The sequence below is a fragment of the Adhaeribacter arboris genome, from assembly GCF_003023845.1.
GTDB classification, from domain to species: domain Bacteria; phylum Bacteroidota; class Bacteroidia; order Cytophagales; family Hymenobacteraceae; genus Adhaeribacter; species Adhaeribacter arboris.
The window spans coordinates 2,976,596-2,992,688 of sequence record NZ_PYFT01000001.1; the positions used below are offsets into that span (position 1 = coordinate 2,976,596).

At 43.9% G+C, this 16,093-nt stretch carries 12 protein-coding genes and 1 tRNA gene; 4 read left to right on the forward strand and 9 right to left on the reverse strand.

The annotated features are described in order from the left end of the window. Positions 1-245 precede the first annotated feature (245 nt). The 3 genes from AHMF7605_RS12350 (at position 246) to AHMF7605_RS12360 (ending at position 3,267) form a co-directional block, all read left to right on the forward strand. Entirely contained in the window at positions 246-1,109 is an 864-nt protein-coding gene (locus AHMF7605_RS12350; protein WP_106929762.1) for a chromate resistance protein ChrB domain-containing protein, read from the forward strand. Between the two features lie 70 nt (positions 1,110-1,179). Further along, entirely contained in the window at positions 1,180-2,520 is a 1,341-nt protein-coding gene (chrA, locus tag AHMF7605_RS12355) for a chromate efflux transporter (protein ID WP_106929764.1), read from the forward strand. A gap of 177 nt (positions 2,521-2,697) precedes the next feature. Continuing rightward, positions 2,698-3,267 (forward strand): hypothetical protein, encoded by a 570-nt coding sequence (locus AHMF7605_RS12360; RefSeq protein WP_233219022.1) that lies wholly within the window; start codon positions 2,698-2,700, stop codon positions 3,265-3,267. Positions 3,268-3,514: 247 nt separating this feature from the next. On the opposite strand, the gene AHMF7605_RS12365 is transcribed toward AHMF7605_RS12360, so the two are convergent. From AHMF7605_RS12365 to AHMF7605_RS12400, 9 genes are all read right to left on the reverse strand, one after another. Next, the gene (locus AHMF7605_RS12365; protein ID WP_106929766.1) at positions 3,515-4,417 is read right to left on the reverse strand and encodes a TIGR01777 family oxidoreductase; all 903 of its coding nucleotides are present in this window, start codon (positions 4,415-4,417) and stop codon (positions 3,515-3,517) included. Between the two features lie 239 nt (positions 4,418-4,656). Beyond that, a complete protein-coding gene (locus AHMF7605_RS12370) occupies positions 4,657-6,174 on the reverse strand; it encodes a hypothetical protein (RefSeq protein WP_106929768.1) in 1,518 nt (505 codons plus the stop codon). A gap of 32 nt (positions 6,175-6,206) precedes the next feature. After that, the gene (locus AHMF7605_RS12375) at positions 6,207-7,805 is read right to left on the reverse strand and encodes a DoxX family protein (protein WP_233219023.1); all 1,599 of its coding nucleotides are present in this window, start codon (positions 7,803-7,805) and stop codon (positions 6,207-6,209) included. Positions 7,806-7,872: 67 nt separating this feature from the next. Further along, entirely contained in the window at positions 7,873-9,186 is a 1,314-nt protein-coding gene (locus AHMF7605_RS12380; RefSeq protein WP_106929770.1) for a RagB/SusD family nutrient uptake outer membrane protein, read from the reverse strand. Positions 9,187-9,198: 12 nt separating this feature from the next. Then, positions 9,199-12,354, reverse strand: coding sequence for a SusC/RagA family TonB-linked outer membrane protein (locus AHMF7605_RS12385; protein ID WP_106929771.1), 3,156 nt, complete (start codon positions 12,352-12,354; stop codon positions 9,199-9,201). 514 nt (positions 12,355-12,868) lie between these two features. Further along, the gene (locus AHMF7605_RS12390; RefSeq protein ID WP_106929774.1) at positions 12,869-13,501 is read right to left on the reverse strand and encodes a peroxiredoxin; all 633 of its coding nucleotides are present in this window, start codon (positions 13,499-13,501) and stop codon (positions 12,869-12,871) included. A gap of 31 nt (positions 13,502-13,532) precedes the next feature. Continuing rightward, a tRNA-Gly gene (locus AHMF7605_RS12395) sits at positions 13,533-13,603 on the reverse strand. A 51-nt stretch (positions 13,604-13,654) separates the two neighbouring features. Next, entirely contained in the window at positions 13,655-13,885 is a 231-nt protein-coding gene (locus AHMF7605_RS30515; protein WP_233219024.1) for a hypothetical protein, read from the reverse strand. A gap of 8 nt (positions 13,886-13,893) precedes the next feature. After that, positions 13,894-14,871 carry a sterol desaturase family protein gene (locus AHMF7605_RS12400; protein ID WP_233219025.1) on the reverse strand — a complete coding sequence of 326 codons (978 nt, stop codon included), beginning with the start codon at positions 14,869-14,871 and terminating at the stop codon, positions 13,894-13,896. A gap of 300 nt (positions 14,872-15,171) precedes the next feature. Between AHMF7605_RS12400 and AHMF7605_RS12405 the strand changes: the two genes are divergently transcribed. Then, positions 15,172-16,086, forward strand: a complete 915-nt coding sequence (locus tag AHMF7605_RS12405; protein WP_106929776.1) for a creatininase family protein — start codon at positions 15,172-15,174, stop codon at positions 16,084-16,086. Positions 16,087-16,093 lie beyond the last annotated feature (7 nt).

Sequence of the window (16,093 nt, forward strand, 5' to 3'; positions counted from 1 at the left end):
TAATTTAGCTACTTATTCCATATATCCGCCCAAAAACAACCGATAACCGGAACTGCAAACTCAAATATACTTTATATTTAAGAGCTAATACTAAGCTAATCCATTTCGTAAATTAATCTTTTTCCAAAATGAAATAGCTAAATAATAAAATAAAGGATAGTTGTAGTACCTACCAAACCGGGGCTAATTTATTATCTTTTATTTTATTTAATTACCAGTTGTTAAAATTACTAACTTAACCGGCTATGAAATGGATTACGCGGGAGTGCCCTAAAATAGACCGGATTGCCTGTCCTTGGCTGATTCGGCGGTTTATTGACCCGGAGGCCGAAATTATTTTCGCGCCTTTCGCGGATATACCTCGGTTAGCTACCGAACTTGCCGCTACGCCTTTTGATATTCCCGCTACCGAATTTACCCACTACGAAGACCGCTGCACCTTTGATTATTTCCTGGAAAAATACCAGCTCACGGACCCGGCTCTGCAGCGCATAGCCTTAATTGTGCGCGGCGCCGACACCGACGATCACTCCGTAGCCAACGAAGCAGCCGGTTTATGGGCCATCTCGGCGGGCCTGGCCTACAATACTACCAACGACTACGAACTGCTCGAAAAAGGCATGGTTATTTACGATAGCTTATACAGTTGGGCAAAGCACTTGTACAAAGAAAAGCATACCCAAAACCCCACCGAAAAACTGCTGCTCCAAATTTTTAATACCTACCTGCATCAGAAGAAAACCGAAAAAAAGAAAATACCGGCTTGGGCTACCGAACTGAAAGATATTATTCAGGACCAGATGGATACCAACCTGAGCTTGAGTTTAAAAGAAATCTCGGAAGACTTAAACGTTAACCCGGCGTATTTATCCCGGGAGTTTTCGAAGTATTTTGATAATTTAACGTTTGGCGAGTACATCCGGAAGCTGCGCATCGAAAAAGCCGTGCAGTTACTCAACTCTCCCGGAAATTCTCTTTCTGAAATTGCTTACCTCACTGGCTTTTCGGACCAGAGCCATTTTACCCGCATTTTTAAAAAACACACCGGTCAGAATCCTTCGGAGTACCGCAAAAATAAAGTAAAAAGTAAAACAGATACAAAAGGTTAATTTTGTTCTATTTTACCAGTTATTCTCTTGCTACACTTGTAACAGGATAAATGGTTGCACCTGATTTATTATGCGTAACTCTTTAAGCGAAACCCCCACTATTAATAAACCCAGCTTTAAAGAAGCTTTTCTCTTCTGGCTGAAATTGGGTTTTATCAGTTTTGGCGGTCCGGCCGGTCAAATAGGTATTATGCACGAATTTTTGGTAGACCAAAAAAAATGGATTTCCGATAAAAAGTTTTTGCACGCGCTCAATTACTGCATGTTGTTACCGGGTCCGGAAGCCCAGCAATTAGCTACCTACATTGGCTGGTTATTACACGGTACTATTGGCGGTTTAGTGGCCGGTATATTTTTCGTATTGCCTTCGGTTTTTATTTTATTGGGCCTGAGCATTGCTTACGTTTTGTTCGGGAAAATTGCCTGGGTTGTTGCTTTGTTTTACGGCTTAAAACCAGCGGTAGTAGCTATTGTAATTCTGGCTTTAATTAAAATCGGAAAAAAGTCACTCTTAAGCTTATTCCACTATGTTATTGCCGCTTTAAGCTTTATCGGTATCTTTTTCTTCGATATTCCTTTTCCTTATTTAATAATTGGAGCCGTGCTGTTAGGTTGGCTGGGTAAAAAAATATTGCCGAATTTGTTTAATCAGAAGCAAGGCGGCGCCCAAAAACAATCCGACGAAAGTGGCTATTATTTACACTCCGGCAGTAATATCCCGGGTACCGGCTTTTCGACTAAACGGCTTGTGCTGCAGGTAGCTATGGCCTTGTTACTCTGGGTGGCGCCCTTTGCTTTCTTTTACACCAGCACCGGCCAGGTTTTCTGGCAGCAACTAGCTTTGTTTTTTACCAAAGCAGCCCTGGTTACTTTTGGCGGCGCATACGCCGTATTACCCTACGTAGCACAGGTTACCGTTGAAAAATTTAACTGGCTGAGTAACTTACAAATGATAGATGGCCTGGCTTTGGGTGAAACAACCCCCGGGCCGCTGATTATGGTGCTGGCTTTTGTGGGATTTATGGCGGGCTATCATCATTTTCAGAATTCAGTTTTAATGGGCAGTCTGGGCCTTTTCTTAACCACCTATTATACTTTTTTGCCTTGCTTTTTATTTATTCTGGCCGGGGCACCTATTATTGAAAAAACGCAGGATAATCCGCAGGTGAAAGCTTTACTGAGTATTGTAACGGCGGCAGTGGTAGGTGTCATTTTAAACTTAACCATCTACTTTGCGCTGGCGGTAGTAGCCCCACAGAAAAGCATCAGCAACATCGATTATTTTAGTCTGGCTTGGATTGTTGTATCGTTTGTTGCGATGTACCGGTTTAAAATCGGCATGATTACCTGGATTGGCGTAAGTGCCCTGGCGGGCTTCATGCATTATCTGTTTACCAACTATATCTTTTAATTATTAATCATCCAGCCAGCTAAAAATACTCTTTAAACAATTAAGATAGAGATTAAATAAAATCAGATATAAATAAAAATTCTTTCCTGAAAAGGTAAAAATTCTACAAAAGGTTAATTGTATTCTATCTTTCTAAAAGATGGTTGCTTAGCATTGCAATGAAAAATTATTTATCGTATGCTTCTGGAACACGTTTCATTTATCCAACTACCTTATGTTACTTTTTTTAAATTTTTATTCAGATTTCTTCTTTTAAGTGTATGGGGACTGCTGCTTACACCTAATGTAAGCCAAGCCCAGGCACCGCCACCCGTTACTTACCCCAAAGTAGCCGGCTACGTGGGCATTATTCATCCGCTGGTAACTTTTAGCAACGAGGGTACTTCCACCAATTTCGATGGCTACTACGTAGTGGGGATGCCCACCGGGATTAATATCTGGAAAAGTGCCAAGATTGGATTTTCGGCGGAGTTTGTCCCTTTTGTCCGGGCCGAAAACGGTACGAGCCGCATGAGTAATTTTCTATTTCATCCGGGGGTATTGGTGGCCCTGGGACATGGTTTCACCTTTGCGGGGCGAGCGGCTTTTGAAACCTCGGGGCGTTACGGATTCACGCCGGTGTTAAATTATGCGGTGAAGAAAAACGCGAATAGCAATTACTTTGTAGCGGTGCCCCTACCCGTGCGGTTCGGCAACGACCACCCAACGAGTTTAACCATTGGCTTTCAGTTTGGCTTAGCCTTTTAAGACTGGCCTTATAAAAAGCGCTTTTAAAGCAGTAATTTGTTTAGAAGCGCCTTCTAGAAATTATAAAAAATAACTTAGTAGAAAAGCGTGAAGCTAAAATACCAGAATGATGAGAGTATAGAGGAACCGAAGCAATTAGATTAACTCATCCTGCCTGTTTTTTAAATACTGTCCTATTCCTCAGTAAACAAGGTTATTTTGTTATATATAAGCAAGTTAAATAAACGCATAACCTGCCTCTTGCTCATCAAAGCAGTTGTTTTAAAGCTTGCCCAAGCTGCGGATATTTAAAAGGAAATTGTTTTTCGGCCAAGATTGTAGATACCACTCTCCTACCAGATAGCACCAGTTCGGCTTCGGTGCCGATAAACAAAGCGCCGAAGCGCGTTAAGAAAGCCGGATTAGGTAACCCGATGGGTACTTTTAAGGCCTGCCGGATTGCCCGCATGAATTCTTTGTTCTTCACCGGAAAAGGACTGGCCGCATGTATGATTCCGGTTACCTCATTGTTAATTACCCAATGGATTAAATTCACAAAATCTTCTTCGTGAATCCAGGTCATATACTGGTCGCCGGAACCAATTTTTCCACCGAAGCCGGTTTTAGCTAGGTTAGCAAAAGGTTTTAATACGCCTTTATTCGCTTGCAGCACCAAACCAATCCGCAAGAAAACTTTTCGGGTACCGGGAGTGGCTACACTAAAAAATGCCTGCTCCCACAACTTACAAACCTCCGGCGAAAAGCCTCCGCCCGTTTTCGAACTTTCATCTTTCAGCTCCTCGCCCGAATTGCCAAAAATAGCCGTAGAACCAGCGTTTATCCAAACGGCTGGTTTTTGCTTTAAACTTTGAATGGCTTGCCCAATGACTTTGGTGGAATCTACCCGCGAACGAATAATTTCTTGTTTATTTTTGGCGGTATACCGGCAATTTACCGATTTACCCACCAGATTAATGACGGCCGTACTCTCTTCCAACTCCTGGGCCCAAGCGCCGAGGGATTTAGCATCCCAGGCCACATACCGGATGTTTTTATCGGTTGGCTTAGCAGTTCGGCTTAATACTATTAATTCGGTTTCGGTATTGTAATATCGTTGGATGATGGCACTTCCTAAGGCACCGGTGCCGCCGGCAATCAAAATTTTTCGCATGGTATTCCATTAAATTAGCAGGAGCATAAAGCTAGTTTTTCTGCCTTAAAGGCAAAGTAGTTTTGTTGATTTTTAATGGCGCGAGCGTCCTCGCTCGTGCTTACTATTTGCGAGGCCTCTGGCCGGGCGAACAGATAAACTTAAATTAAAATAATAGAATGCCATTACCGGCCAGAGGCCGGACAATGAACATCACGAGCGAAGACGCTCGCGATAGCTAAAGGTTAAACTACTCTTTCTTAAAAAGCACTGAGGGTAGTTTGTCTGCCTTCCACCAATGGGTACTTTTTATCTACTTTATCCAGCACCACGTAAATAGAATCGTTAAATTCATTCCGGCCAGTTAAAATAATGCGGTTAGCACTTGGCCGGCTGTAATGTAATTCCTGGGTTTCAGTGGCGTGGTTTTTATTTTTGTTCTGCAAATGCAATACTTGTTTTTCCGGGTCGGCCTGGTAAAAGAAATAACGGCGCTCACCGGCCATTCCCCCTACTTCCCAACGGGTAACGCCTAAATCGCGGTTCAGTTTCTTTTTGGCGAGCTGGTCAGAATCTTGGGTATTTACCTGGTTTAATTTGGTGTTCTTTTTATCGTTTTTCACGCGCAAAGGCGAATAGCCAATCATGCGGTCGGCAATGGCGCCGCGGTTGGTGCGGTAACTTAACGACGACCAATCTTCGAAAATAGCATCCTGCCACCGGATAGAATCGGTGGGCGAATACGGCAGCACCTGGTTGTTTAAACGAAACTCCGTAACGTTATATAGACCTTTGGTACTGGGTAAACCGGGCGTACTCGGAATATTATAATTATTGCCGTTAAAAAATCCGTAAGCCCATAAGCCCGCAGCCACCGGCACAAACACAATATTAAAAGTCCATTTTACCCCGTTTACCAGGTACTTCTGCCATTTTTGGGTGAAAACCGGGTTAAAACGGTAAGGCTGCAAGATGTCTCTTTCGTTAACCAGTAAGTTCCAGATTTTAGGCAAATCGTACCAGGCAATAAAAATCCCGATAATGGCAAAATAAGCGGCTGGCACGGCTACTCCGGCATCGTAGGCGTGGTTGGCAATGCAAATATTAAAGGTTACCACAGCGGCCAGGGCGGCTCCTAAAACAGAGGTTTTGCGGTACAATAAAAGTAAGCCGGGTAAAATCTCAGCAAAGCCTAGAAACACGGTATATTCAAAGGAAATACCTACGTGCGACCAGTATAATTTTTTTTCCGCGAAATCGATAAAAGGGGTATTGAGCATACCCACCGTGGGGTAAACCATTTGCATCGGGAACGCTTTTTTCAATCCCCAGCCTATCATGCCGTAAGCCAACCGGTAACGAGCCAGCACCCGAATCCAATAATACAATTTGCTGTACTGGGTCGATTTTTTATCCAGCAGCGTCCAGATAGTACCGCCGATTACGGCTCCCACAAACACTAAAATTAGGTTAATGTAATTGAGAATACCAAATACGCCTTCTTCCGACTCAATCAATACAATTTGCGGCGGCCAAAAAGCCACGATACTTTGCCAATCGTGGTAGGTTATTTTGGAGAATTTTAGCTCCAGCAAATCCGTGTAGAATTTAGGATAAGTGGGAATACATAAAAAGAGGATGTACAGAAAAGCAATCCGGAAAGCAATTTTTTGCAGATTAGTCCATTCACTTGGTCTTTTTATTTCCGTTACGGTCTTAGCGACTGGTGGCAATTTCTCCACGTAAGGAGCCTCTAAGCTTATTTCGTTTGCTGCCATAATAATTCGTTTATAGATAACTGAATGGTTTTTTAAATTTTCACCTCTTTCCGCCGCCCTTCGAAGAACATGTATTTTTTGTTTACCTTATTCAAAACCACGTGAATCGAATCTTTATTTTCGTTAATACCCGCCAGCACCAGGGTACTGTCGTTGGGTTGTTGGTAAGTAAGAAAAAGCTTTTCGGCGCGGTGATTTTTGTTTTTATTCTGGAGAGCCAATCTATGGTTTACCGTGTCGGCTTCGTAATAGAAGTAATGCCGGCCCGCATGCCCGGCCAGTTCGTAATTGCGGTCAATATCTTTTTCGTGCACGGCTTCACCGCTGGTAAAGTCAATTTTTACCGGCCGGTTTACTTTAATGGTTAACGTCGACCATTTTTCAAAAATAACATCCTGCCAACGGTTGGGGTCGGTTTTGGAATACGGGATGGTGTCCTGGTTTAAAATAAATTCTTTTACCCGGTAATAACCGTAAGCATTATGCAAGCCCGGCGTGCGCGGAATTTTGTACGGGTCGGTAGTATAATTTTCAAAAGTTTTGTAGGCGAAAAGAACTACAAACACCAGAAATGCGCTTCTCAAACCCAACCGGAAGTTCCTCAGTACATTATCGGAAAAATCAGGAATAATTTTGTTGGCGTACGTAGGGCCTTCTTGAATTAATAAACTATACAACCGGGGCACATCGTTGGCCAATAAAAAGGCGGCCAGCAGCACAATAAACGTACTGAGTACCTGCTCGCCCACATCGTACAAACCATTTACTACCGCCACGTTCCCGATAAAGCCGAAAATTAAACCAACGCCAAAAGTAGTGGTGCGCCGGTTGAACAGTAAAAAGGCGGCCAGTATCTCCACAAAACCCAGAAAGGATTGGTATTTAGGAGCAATGCCCACGGTCTGGAAGTAAATTTTCCAGGCAAAAAAGTCGCCGTAGTTCGTAAACAGATTGCTCAGCGACGGGTACGGCATTTGTAACGGAAACACCTTGATAAAGCCGTAAGTAATTAAAACGATAGCCAGTCGGTAACGCACTAGTACCCTCAGCCAGTAATATAAAACTGTGTATTCTTTCCGGTTAAAATCTATCCTACTCCAAATAACGGCCCCTACTAAGGCAATTACCAGGGCGATAGTCCAGTTCGCAAATTGGCCGATTCCCCATTGCGGTAAATGCTCCGCCGAAATAAACTGATTCTGGTAGCGGGACAGGCGGAATAAATCGTGAAAATGCAAATGTGCCCAGTCGATGGAAAAAAGCTCGCGATAAATTTTCCAATCTATCGGAAGAATGAGTAAGCTGAGAAAAAGGAAAAAAAAGCGAAACAAGTGCTTTTCCCAAGGCTTCCATTCTGGTTTGGGTTGGTTGGGCTTGATAATGCTCCCGAAGTGACGCCGCACTTTCGCCCAAACGGAATTGGTATTTGGTTGTATACTGCTCATAATCAAGTAATCAGTTTTATGTTTTAAATATTTTAAAATTTCGCAAACTGAGCTATGCTCTTGGCGCGAGCGTCTTCGCTCGTGTCTAACTATGTGGTAGGCCTCTGGCCGGGTTAACTGATAAACAGTAATTAAAAGCACATCAGCCGGCGAGTTCCAACCGGCCAGAGGCCGGACGATCATCATCACGAGCGTGGACGCTCGCGATAGAATTAAAACTTAAATCTCCTACTATAGGCAAAAATTTAAAAAATCAATTGCCGTAGCCGGGATTTTGAGTTAAAGAAGGATCCGCTAAAATTTCACCCGCTGGAATCGGGAAGATGTATTTATTCGGATCGTTCAGGTTATAAACCGCCGGAGCCCGGCCAGTTCTCACAATATCAAACCAGCGGTGCGGCTCCAAAGCAAATTCTACCCGACGTTCGTTCTCTATGGCTAGTAAAATTTCTTCGGGAGTAAGGGCGGTACTGGTAGGCACATTGGCGCGAGCCCGCACGGCGTTCAAATCGCTTAATGCACCAGCTACATCCGGATTCGCTTTTTTCACGCGGGCTTCGGCTCTTATTAAGTATAATTCGGCCGTCCGGATGCCATAAGCCGCAGAGGTATTCGTGGGGTAGATACCGCCAATAAATTGGCCTAAGGCATTTTGCACGGATAATATTTTCCGGTCGCCGCCTACATTTGAGTCATTTAACAAGTTATGCAGCTCGGCTTTAGGTTCTAATTGGCGGTTGCTGGTGTTCCATAAGCCATAACCGGTATTTAAATCGGTAACACTGTATGAAAACTCCAGCACTGACTCAGTGGTACCGGCGGCCAGGTTAAAGGGCTTTACAAGTTGATAATTGGTATTCGCTAAAATACTGTTGGCGTCATTTTCGGCGGCTTCAAAGTTATTTTGGTAGAGGTGCAAACGCGCCCGGAGCGCATAAACCGTGAATTTGGTAGCCCGGTTCCGAACCACCGTGGCGGGCAGGAAAGTTTCGGCTTGATTTAAATCGGCTAGTACCTGGGCGTACACCTCGGCTTGCGAGCTTTTAGGTACTCCCAGTTTATCGGCTACTACTTTGGTGGGCGTCAGGAAAACTTGAACGTTGCCGAATACCCGGGCCAAATCGAAATACGAGTACGCCCGGATGAAATAAGCTTCGCCCAGAAGCTGGTTTTTCAAATCAGGGGTGAGTTTTACATCATTCACCAAAGGCACCTTTTCGATGACGTGGTTAGCCCGGTTAATGGTATTGTAAAAGTTGGCCCAGTACGTTGATAAAAACCCGATATCCGAACGTAAATCATAGTTTATGACATTTAAGTCGGTTTGGGCATTGTTTAACGACCGAACATCGCCGCCCGATTGCAGAATGGTATTCTGAAAACCACTGCTGTAGTTTAAACTAGCCAAAGAACGGTAAGCGCCTCGTACGGCAGTTTCGGCGGAGGCTTTGTCGAAGATGGTATTTTCGTCGGATACTTTGTCGTAAGACTCTACATCCAGATAATTTTCGCAGGAGGATAGCAAGATGCTTACGAAAAGCACCGGCCAGATAAGTAGCTTCTTCATGGTAATAAATTTTTAAAAAGTAAGGTTCGCACCAAATTGAAGTCCGCAGGGTTGCGGTGGCGTAGCGGTATCTAAACCATCCAGGTTTTGCCCCGCGCTACCCGAGGATTCGGGGTCAGCTCCGGTATATTTGGTAGCAATCCAGAGGTTGGTGCCTAAGGCGTACAGCCTTACTTTATTTAACTTTAAGCGATTGGTTAAACTTGGCGGCAAGGTGTAGCCCAACGTAACAGTTTTTACTCTTACAAAAGAGGCATCTTCCAGGTAGCGGCTGTTTTGCTCCATGTTGTAGTTATTGCCCACGCTTGTTACCCGCGGGGTATTGGTAATATCACCCGGTTTCTGCCAGCGGTCTAGTTGGCTTTTCAGAATAGAACGGGAAGCATCGCGGGTACCGCCGCCTTCCAGGATGTATTTATTAAAGTTAAAAACCGAGTTGCCGTACTGGTAGGTGAGTAAAACGTTTAAATCAAATCCCTTGAAAGAAAAACTGTTGGTAAAGCCGCCGTAGAATTTCGGAATTAAATTACCTAATAATTGCCGGTCGGCCTGGGTAAGTTTGCCGTCTTTATCTACATCATCAAATACCGCATTTCCGGTTTCCGGGTCAACGTACAATTGTTTATATAACCAGAAACTGCCCAGAGCGGCGCCTTCCTGGGTGCGGCGGTATTCGCGGGCTTCGAAGGTGATGGGGCTCACCAGCTTTTCGGCGCGGTTTACGTTGCGGGCAAAGTTAAAATTAGACGTCCAGCTAAAGCCGTTGCCCTGGTTTTGGATGTTTATCGTAGAAATGCCGAGTTCAATCCCTTTATTGCTTACCTCCCCGGCATTAGCCAGAGTACTGCCGTAACCCGTAGACGAAGGTACCGGCAGGTAAAGTAGAGCATCGGTGGTATATTTATAGTAGGCATCCACATTCACGAGCAAGCGGTTGTCGAATAATCCTACATCTAAACCAGCGTTATAGGTGGTGGTTTTTTCCCATTTTAAATCCGGGTTTTCGAGCTGCGAGGGAGCAATACCCGGCTTAGGGCCACTGGTTAAATTATCCGGGTACTGGGCAATGCCCGTCCATAAGCCGCGGGAAGCGTAATCGTTAATGCCGTTTTGATTACCCGCCGAACCGGCACTCACCCGCAGCTTTAATTCGGTTAACTGGTTTAAATCCTGCAGAAAATTTTCTTGTTTCAGGCGCCACGAAGCCCCAATTCCCGGAAAATATCCCCAGCGGTTATTTACGCCAAACTTGGAAGAACCATCGGCCCGCAGGGAGCCTTCCAGAAAGTATTTATCCGCAAAACTATAATTAATCCGGCCGAAAAAAGAAGAAATGGTAGACTTTGATTTTCGTTGCTCCGAAGTACGAATTGAAGCCGCCGATATTTGCTGAAAAGAATTATTGGGAAATCCAGACCCGGTTTGCGCTGCTAACTCCTGCGTCGTGCTTTGAGTACTGTTACCCAACAAAACGGTAATAGCGTGTTTAGTGCCTAAGTCTAAATTATAAGTTAAAGTCTGCTCATTTTGCAGTAAGGTTAAATTGGTAAAAACCTCGTTCACGTACCCCGGCGGATTGGGCGCTCCCCCAATAATGGTTTGGTCGTTAAAGAACTCGCGTTCGTTGTAATGGTTATAATCCAGGCCCACCGAAGTTTTAAAGCGAAGCCCCGGCAAAATGGCCACTTCCACAAATTGGTTACCAATGTAGCGGATGCTGCGGGTAGAAATATTGGTAATATCGGTATTGGTTAAATTATCGATGTTTTCGTAAATGGACCCCCGGGCGGGTGTCCCATCCGGATTGGTGAGCGGCAAATAAGTGGGATGATGCAGCGCGGCCAGTAAATGCCCGGCTTGTTGGCCGGCCCCGCCCCTTACCTGCTGCCGGAACGAACGGTAAGCCCCATTACTGGAACTAAAGGTTATTTTTTTGCTTAGTTTGGTATCCAGGTTAAGTTTAAAACTAGCCCGTTCAAATTTGGCCGGTTTTAATATTCCTTCCTGATTCGTATAACCAGCGCCTAAATTGTACCGGATATTTTCGCTGCCGCCCTGAATGTTTAAATCGTAATTTTTAGTTTGCGCCGTCCGGAAAACCCGGCTCATGCGGTCGAAGGTTTGCTGTTCTTCGGGAGTGCCGCGACCCGGTACGCCATTAATTACTTCTTCTTTTGGGCGGAAAGGCCGGTTAGCGTAGGTTTGATTTAAACTGGGCTTATCAATGCCGGAATTTATCCATTGCTCGTTCACGAGTAAAGCGTGTTCCGGACCGGTAGTTAATTCCCATAACCGGCTTTTATCGGCTTGTTGCCATCCCTGCGAAACATCCAAGCTATATCGGGTTTTACCGGCATTATACTCGCCCCGCTTGGTAGTCACTAAAATAACGCCGTTTGCTCCCCGCGACCCGTAAATGGCAATGGCACTGGCATCTTTCAATACTTCAATGCTTTCAATATCGGCGGGGTTGATATCGGCTAGCGGAGAAGTTTTTTTATTTCCCAGGTCAATGGAAGCCAACGAGTTATTATTAACCAGTACCCCATCAATCACATACAAGGGATCATTACTGGCATTAATGGAAGCGGTTCCCCGAATTTGAACTTTCACGCCTTCGCCGGGAGTTCCGGAAAACGTATTCACCTGGATACCTGCCGCTTTGCCCTGGAGTTGGGCATCGAAACTAGCTACCGGGGTTTGTTTGGTTTCGGCGGGGTTTATGGTAGTAATGGCACCTACCAGGCTTTTCCGGCTCTGGGTTCCGTAGCCTACCACCACCACTTCGTTTAAAGCCTTGGTATCTTCCTGTAAGGTTATTTGGAAATTACTTTGGTTTTTAATTGGAATTTCTTTGGCAACGTAGCCAATAATTGAGAAAACCAGTACATCAGAAGGATTTGGAACCGTTAGTTGGAAGGAACCATCAGTAGCAGTAGTAGTACCTATATTTGTATTTTTAACCAGCACTGAAACCCCGATTAAGGGTTCGCCGGCTTCCGTTACTACTTTACCGGAAATAGTTTCTGTAAAGGAAAACTTTGGTTTTAAAACTCTTTTCGTTTTAGCAAGTGGAGGAAAAAAATTGGCTGTAGCCGCTAAAGAAGTAGATTCATAAAGTGCCAGCAATAGCAATAACTTACTACTCTTTTGTAGTAGTTTTTTCATATTTTACGTATTTTTGGGTTAACAATTATTTACCGGCTTTCCCGATTCTTTGCCTGGTCCAGAGGCGTTGCAGTCGGGAAAGCTATTTTTTATCATTACCGGCAAACCACTTCTTGCTGGTAATTTTTTAACGTCTGTCTAACTTGTATTTTATAGCATAGGCATCTTTCAAATCAGGTTATTTATAAAAAAAGAATCATCCTCCGAAATTTTATCTCCGGCTACAATAATCTTTATAAGTACGGTGTCTAAATGAATTTACCTACTGCGGATTAAGCATTTGGCTAGGAATAAACCAAAATAGATAAGGCAAAAAACGCCGGTTACGGTGTAGATAAGCGGGTTTTCAACAAAGAACAATTTTAAATTTTACACTTGTCTTGTCGATTAATAGGAACTCAAAAGTAAATGTTTTTACAGTAACCATGTTCGTATAAAATTTATAGAGAAAGTTTCTTCTCTGAGGTTAAAAGTATAATTCCTGAATGCTAATCTGCGCCCTGGCATGCCCTACTTAATTAGGTTGCGGGGTAGTACGTAGGTAGGGCTTCACTATCTTAAACCCTTTTGGAAAAGTAGTGGCTAATTCTTCGTCTTTTACGACGGGCAGCACGAAACAGTCATCCCCATATTCCCAATTAGCCGGGGTAGCTACCTTAAAGCCATCTGTCAGACGTAGCGAGTCAATCATCCGCAATATCTCGTGAAAATTGCGGCCGGTATTGCCCGGGTAAATTAATATGCTCTTAATGCGTTTATCCGGTCCTATAATAAAAACCGACCGGATAGTATCGTTGTGACTGAAAAAAGGATGAATCATATCGTAGAGGTAAGCTACCTTTTTGTGCGGGTCGGCAATAACCGGAAAATTGACGGTAGTTTCCTGAGTTTCTTCAATGTCAAAAATCCAGCGCCTGTGCGATTCTAAGGTACCAATGCTGATGCCCAAAACCTTAGTCTTTCGTTTATCAAATTCAACTTTCAATTTGGCAACCGCGCCTAGCTCGGAAGTACACACCGGGGTAAAATCGCTGGGGTGAGAAAACAAAATGGCCCAATGGTTATGAATATACCGGTGAAAAGATATAATTCCCTGGGTAGATTCGGCTTTAAAGTCGGGAGCAATTTCTCCAATACGAAGTGCCATAACTATACTTTTAAATGAAAAAATAGATTTGCGTCGCGGAACGGACTCGAACCGTTGTACAAGATTTGGCGAACCTTTGCCTAGCCACTCAGCCACTGCGACGGGTTTTATTTTGTTTGATTTTAATTATTATTTGAACAGTAACCAGCAATTTTAACAACTTGCCAGACCGTAAACATATTGGTAATAGGTTTTCTTTAACCGGGAAAAATAGACAATAGAAAGTACCAAGTAAAGCAGAAGCACCACCGGAATAATTAAGTAGGAATGGTACATATAAATGGTAAATAAAATGAATATAACCCGGCTGTACTCCAGGTAAAACACCCAGGCCCGTTGCTCCAGAATGGCGCCGCAATTAATAAGGGTAAGTAAAATGCACACACCAACGGCTACGGAAAAACCCAGCGATACCTGATATTGAAAAAAGATAATTCCAAAAGAGCGGCTAAACTTATTATTAACTGTCCGCTTACATAGCGTCGTAAATTAGCAGTAATCGGAAAGGTAACTTTAGGCGGCAGTAACTGTTGCTCTAACCGGTCGCGCCAGTATTCGGGTACCTGGTCTGGCTTGCCGAATAATATCCGGATTTTGTGGCGCCATCCCGATGCTTCGCCGGTAGCAAAAAGCAATTCGAGTAAAAAATGAAAATGCTGCCACAAAAAGCTGTGGCTTTTTAATGGCTTGGTTAAGCCATAAACGGGTTCTTCTTTTTCGGGGGCAAAGGTGCCAAATAAACGGTCCCAGATAATTAAAATGTCGCCGTAGTTTTTATCGAGGTATTGCGGATTTGAGGCATGATGTACCCGGTGGTGCGAGGGCGTAACGAAGAACCACTCCAGAATACCTAAATTTTTAATGTAACGGGTATGCAGGAAGAACGGATAAGCCCCATGCATCAACAACAGCACGGATAACATATGGGCCGGGAAACCAATTAGGGGTAAAACACTCCAAAAGGCGGTACGGAAAATCGACTGAAAAATGGTAATACGGGCCGATACCGTTAAGTTAAATTCTTCGCTGGTATGATGCACAATATGCGCGCTCCAACCAATATTTACTTCGTGCCCAAACCGGTGGTACCAGTACCAGATAAAATCGACCAGGAAAAACAAAAACACCCAATTGTAAACCGAAGCTTTTATATCAAATAAAGCGTAATTGTCGTGGAGGTAATCAAAAATGCCGTAAAAAGCACCGGCCACAAATAAGTTCATCAAGCGATCGGCAATTCCTACGCAAATATTTAAAACCGAATTCTCAAATTTATAGTAGCCTTTTTTCTGCCGGATACTCCAAAATAATTCCAACCCTATGAACAGGAAAAACACGGGAATAACAAAAGCCATGTAGTTAAATTTCATCTGTCGGAGGTTTTAAGTTTTAGGCGATTGACCGGGGGTTCATTTAAAAAATCTTAAATCCGCAGGTCTAGGTTTCTATTTTTAACTTAATCTTTTCCTTGCAAAATAATTAATTCGGGTATTCTGGTTATTACTGCCCCCTCACTCCTACAAATATCCAAAACTGCACTTGGGTTACTTCTGCGACAAATATATAAGTCACTTTTGTAAAAACAAATAATCTCTATAGAATTAGTAGAGAAATATCTGTTTTTATTTACTTTTGACTCCATCAAATCCTTTATTCTCCAAAAGAAAACTATGAAACTAGTATTTACCTTCCTTCAATTTGTAGGGCTGCTAACTTCCACCAGCTTATTAGCGCAGACTAATCCTTTGTGGCACGAACAAAAAATTAAGAATTACTTACCCCACATGACCGTACCCGAAGTGCGGGAATTACTAAACAAAACCGACATGGTAATTATTCCGGTAGCGGCTTTGGAGCAGCACGGCCTGCATTTACCCATCGGCACCGATTTTTTAAACGGCGTAGAAGAAGCCAAATTAATTGCCCAACAAACTGATGTATTGGTAGCTCCCGTTTTACTAGCGGGCCAATCGCCTTACCATATGGGCTTCCCGGGTACTATCTCCATTTCTTCCGAAACTATTGTGCAGGTGCATCTGGAAGCGGTGAAGTCTTTGTTGCAGCACGGTTTTAAACGTTTTTTAATTTTAAATGCGCACGCCGGTAACCGGGCCACCAGCTCTTTTTTAATAGATAGAATTAATCAGGAAACCGCTGGCATTGCGGTAGATTTAAGTGAAGGCGCCGCTCCTTTCCGGCAAAAATCCGCTACGCCCAAAAGTACCGTTTTCGACCGCCACGCCGGGGTAGGGGAAACTTCGTCGGCCCTTTATTTAATACCCAGCCTGGTAAATTTACCACAAGCCGAAAAAGCGAAACTGACTTTACCGCCTCACCTGCAAGCTATGCTGCCGGCCGTAGTAGCCGGCGACCCCACGGCTAATTTAGTTTTTCTGGCCGAAGGATTAAAAGCGAAAGAAACCGGCAAAAAAACCTCGTCGGCCGAAATGTCTACTACGGGAGTTTGGGGAATACGAGATCCCAAAGAAGCAACCGCCGCGCAGGGCCGCGCCGCCACTGAAAACTTTGTGAACGCCGCCGTAGCTTTTATTCAAAAATGGAAGGAATTAAGACCCACTAAATAATCTGCCT

Coding starts and splice junctions, on each gene's coding strand:
- AHMF7605_RS12350 (WP_106929762.1), top strand. CDS start 246: ATGAAATGGATTACGCGGGAGTGCCCTAAAATAGACCGGATTGCCTGT.
- AHMF7605_RS12365 (WP_106929766.1), bottom strand. CDS start 4,417: ATGCGAAAAATTTTGATTGCCGGCGGCACCGGTGCCTTAGGAAGTGCC.
- AHMF7605_RS12380 (WP_106929770.1), bottom strand. CDS start 9,186: ATGAAGAAGCTACTTATCTGGCCGGTGCTTTTCGTAAGCATCTTGCTA.
- AHMF7605_RS12360 (WP_233219022.1), top strand. CDS start 2,698: ATGCTTCTGGAACACGTTTCATTTATCCAACTACCTTATGTTACTTTT.
- AHMF7605_RS12375 (WP_233219023.1), bottom strand. CDS start 7,805: ATGATGATCGTCCGGCCTCTGGCCGGTTGGAACTCGCCGGCTGATGTG.
- AHMF7605_RS12400 (WP_233219025.1), bottom strand. CDS start 14,871: ATGAAATTTAACTACATGGCTTTTGTTATTCCCGTGTTTTTCCTGTTC.
- AHMF7605_RS12390 (WP_106929774.1), bottom strand. CDS start 13,501: ATGGCACTTCGTATTGGAGAAATTGCTCCCGACTTTAAAGCCGAATCT.
- AHMF7605_RS12405 (WP_106929776.1), top strand. CDS start 15,172: ATGAAACTAGTATTTACCTTCCTTCAATTTGTAGGGCTGCTAACTTCC.
- AHMF7605_RS12370 (WP_106929768.1), bottom strand. CDS start 6,174: ATGGCAGCAAACGAAATAAGCTTAGAGGCTCCTTACGTGGAGAAATTG.
- chrA (WP_106929764.1), top strand. CDS start 1,180: ATGCGTAACTCTTTAAGCGAAACCCCCACTATTAATAAACCCAGCTTT.
- AHMF7605_RS12385 (WP_106929771.1), bottom strand. CDS start 12,354: ATGAAAAAACTACTACAAAAGAGTAGTAAGTTATTGCTATTGCTGGCA.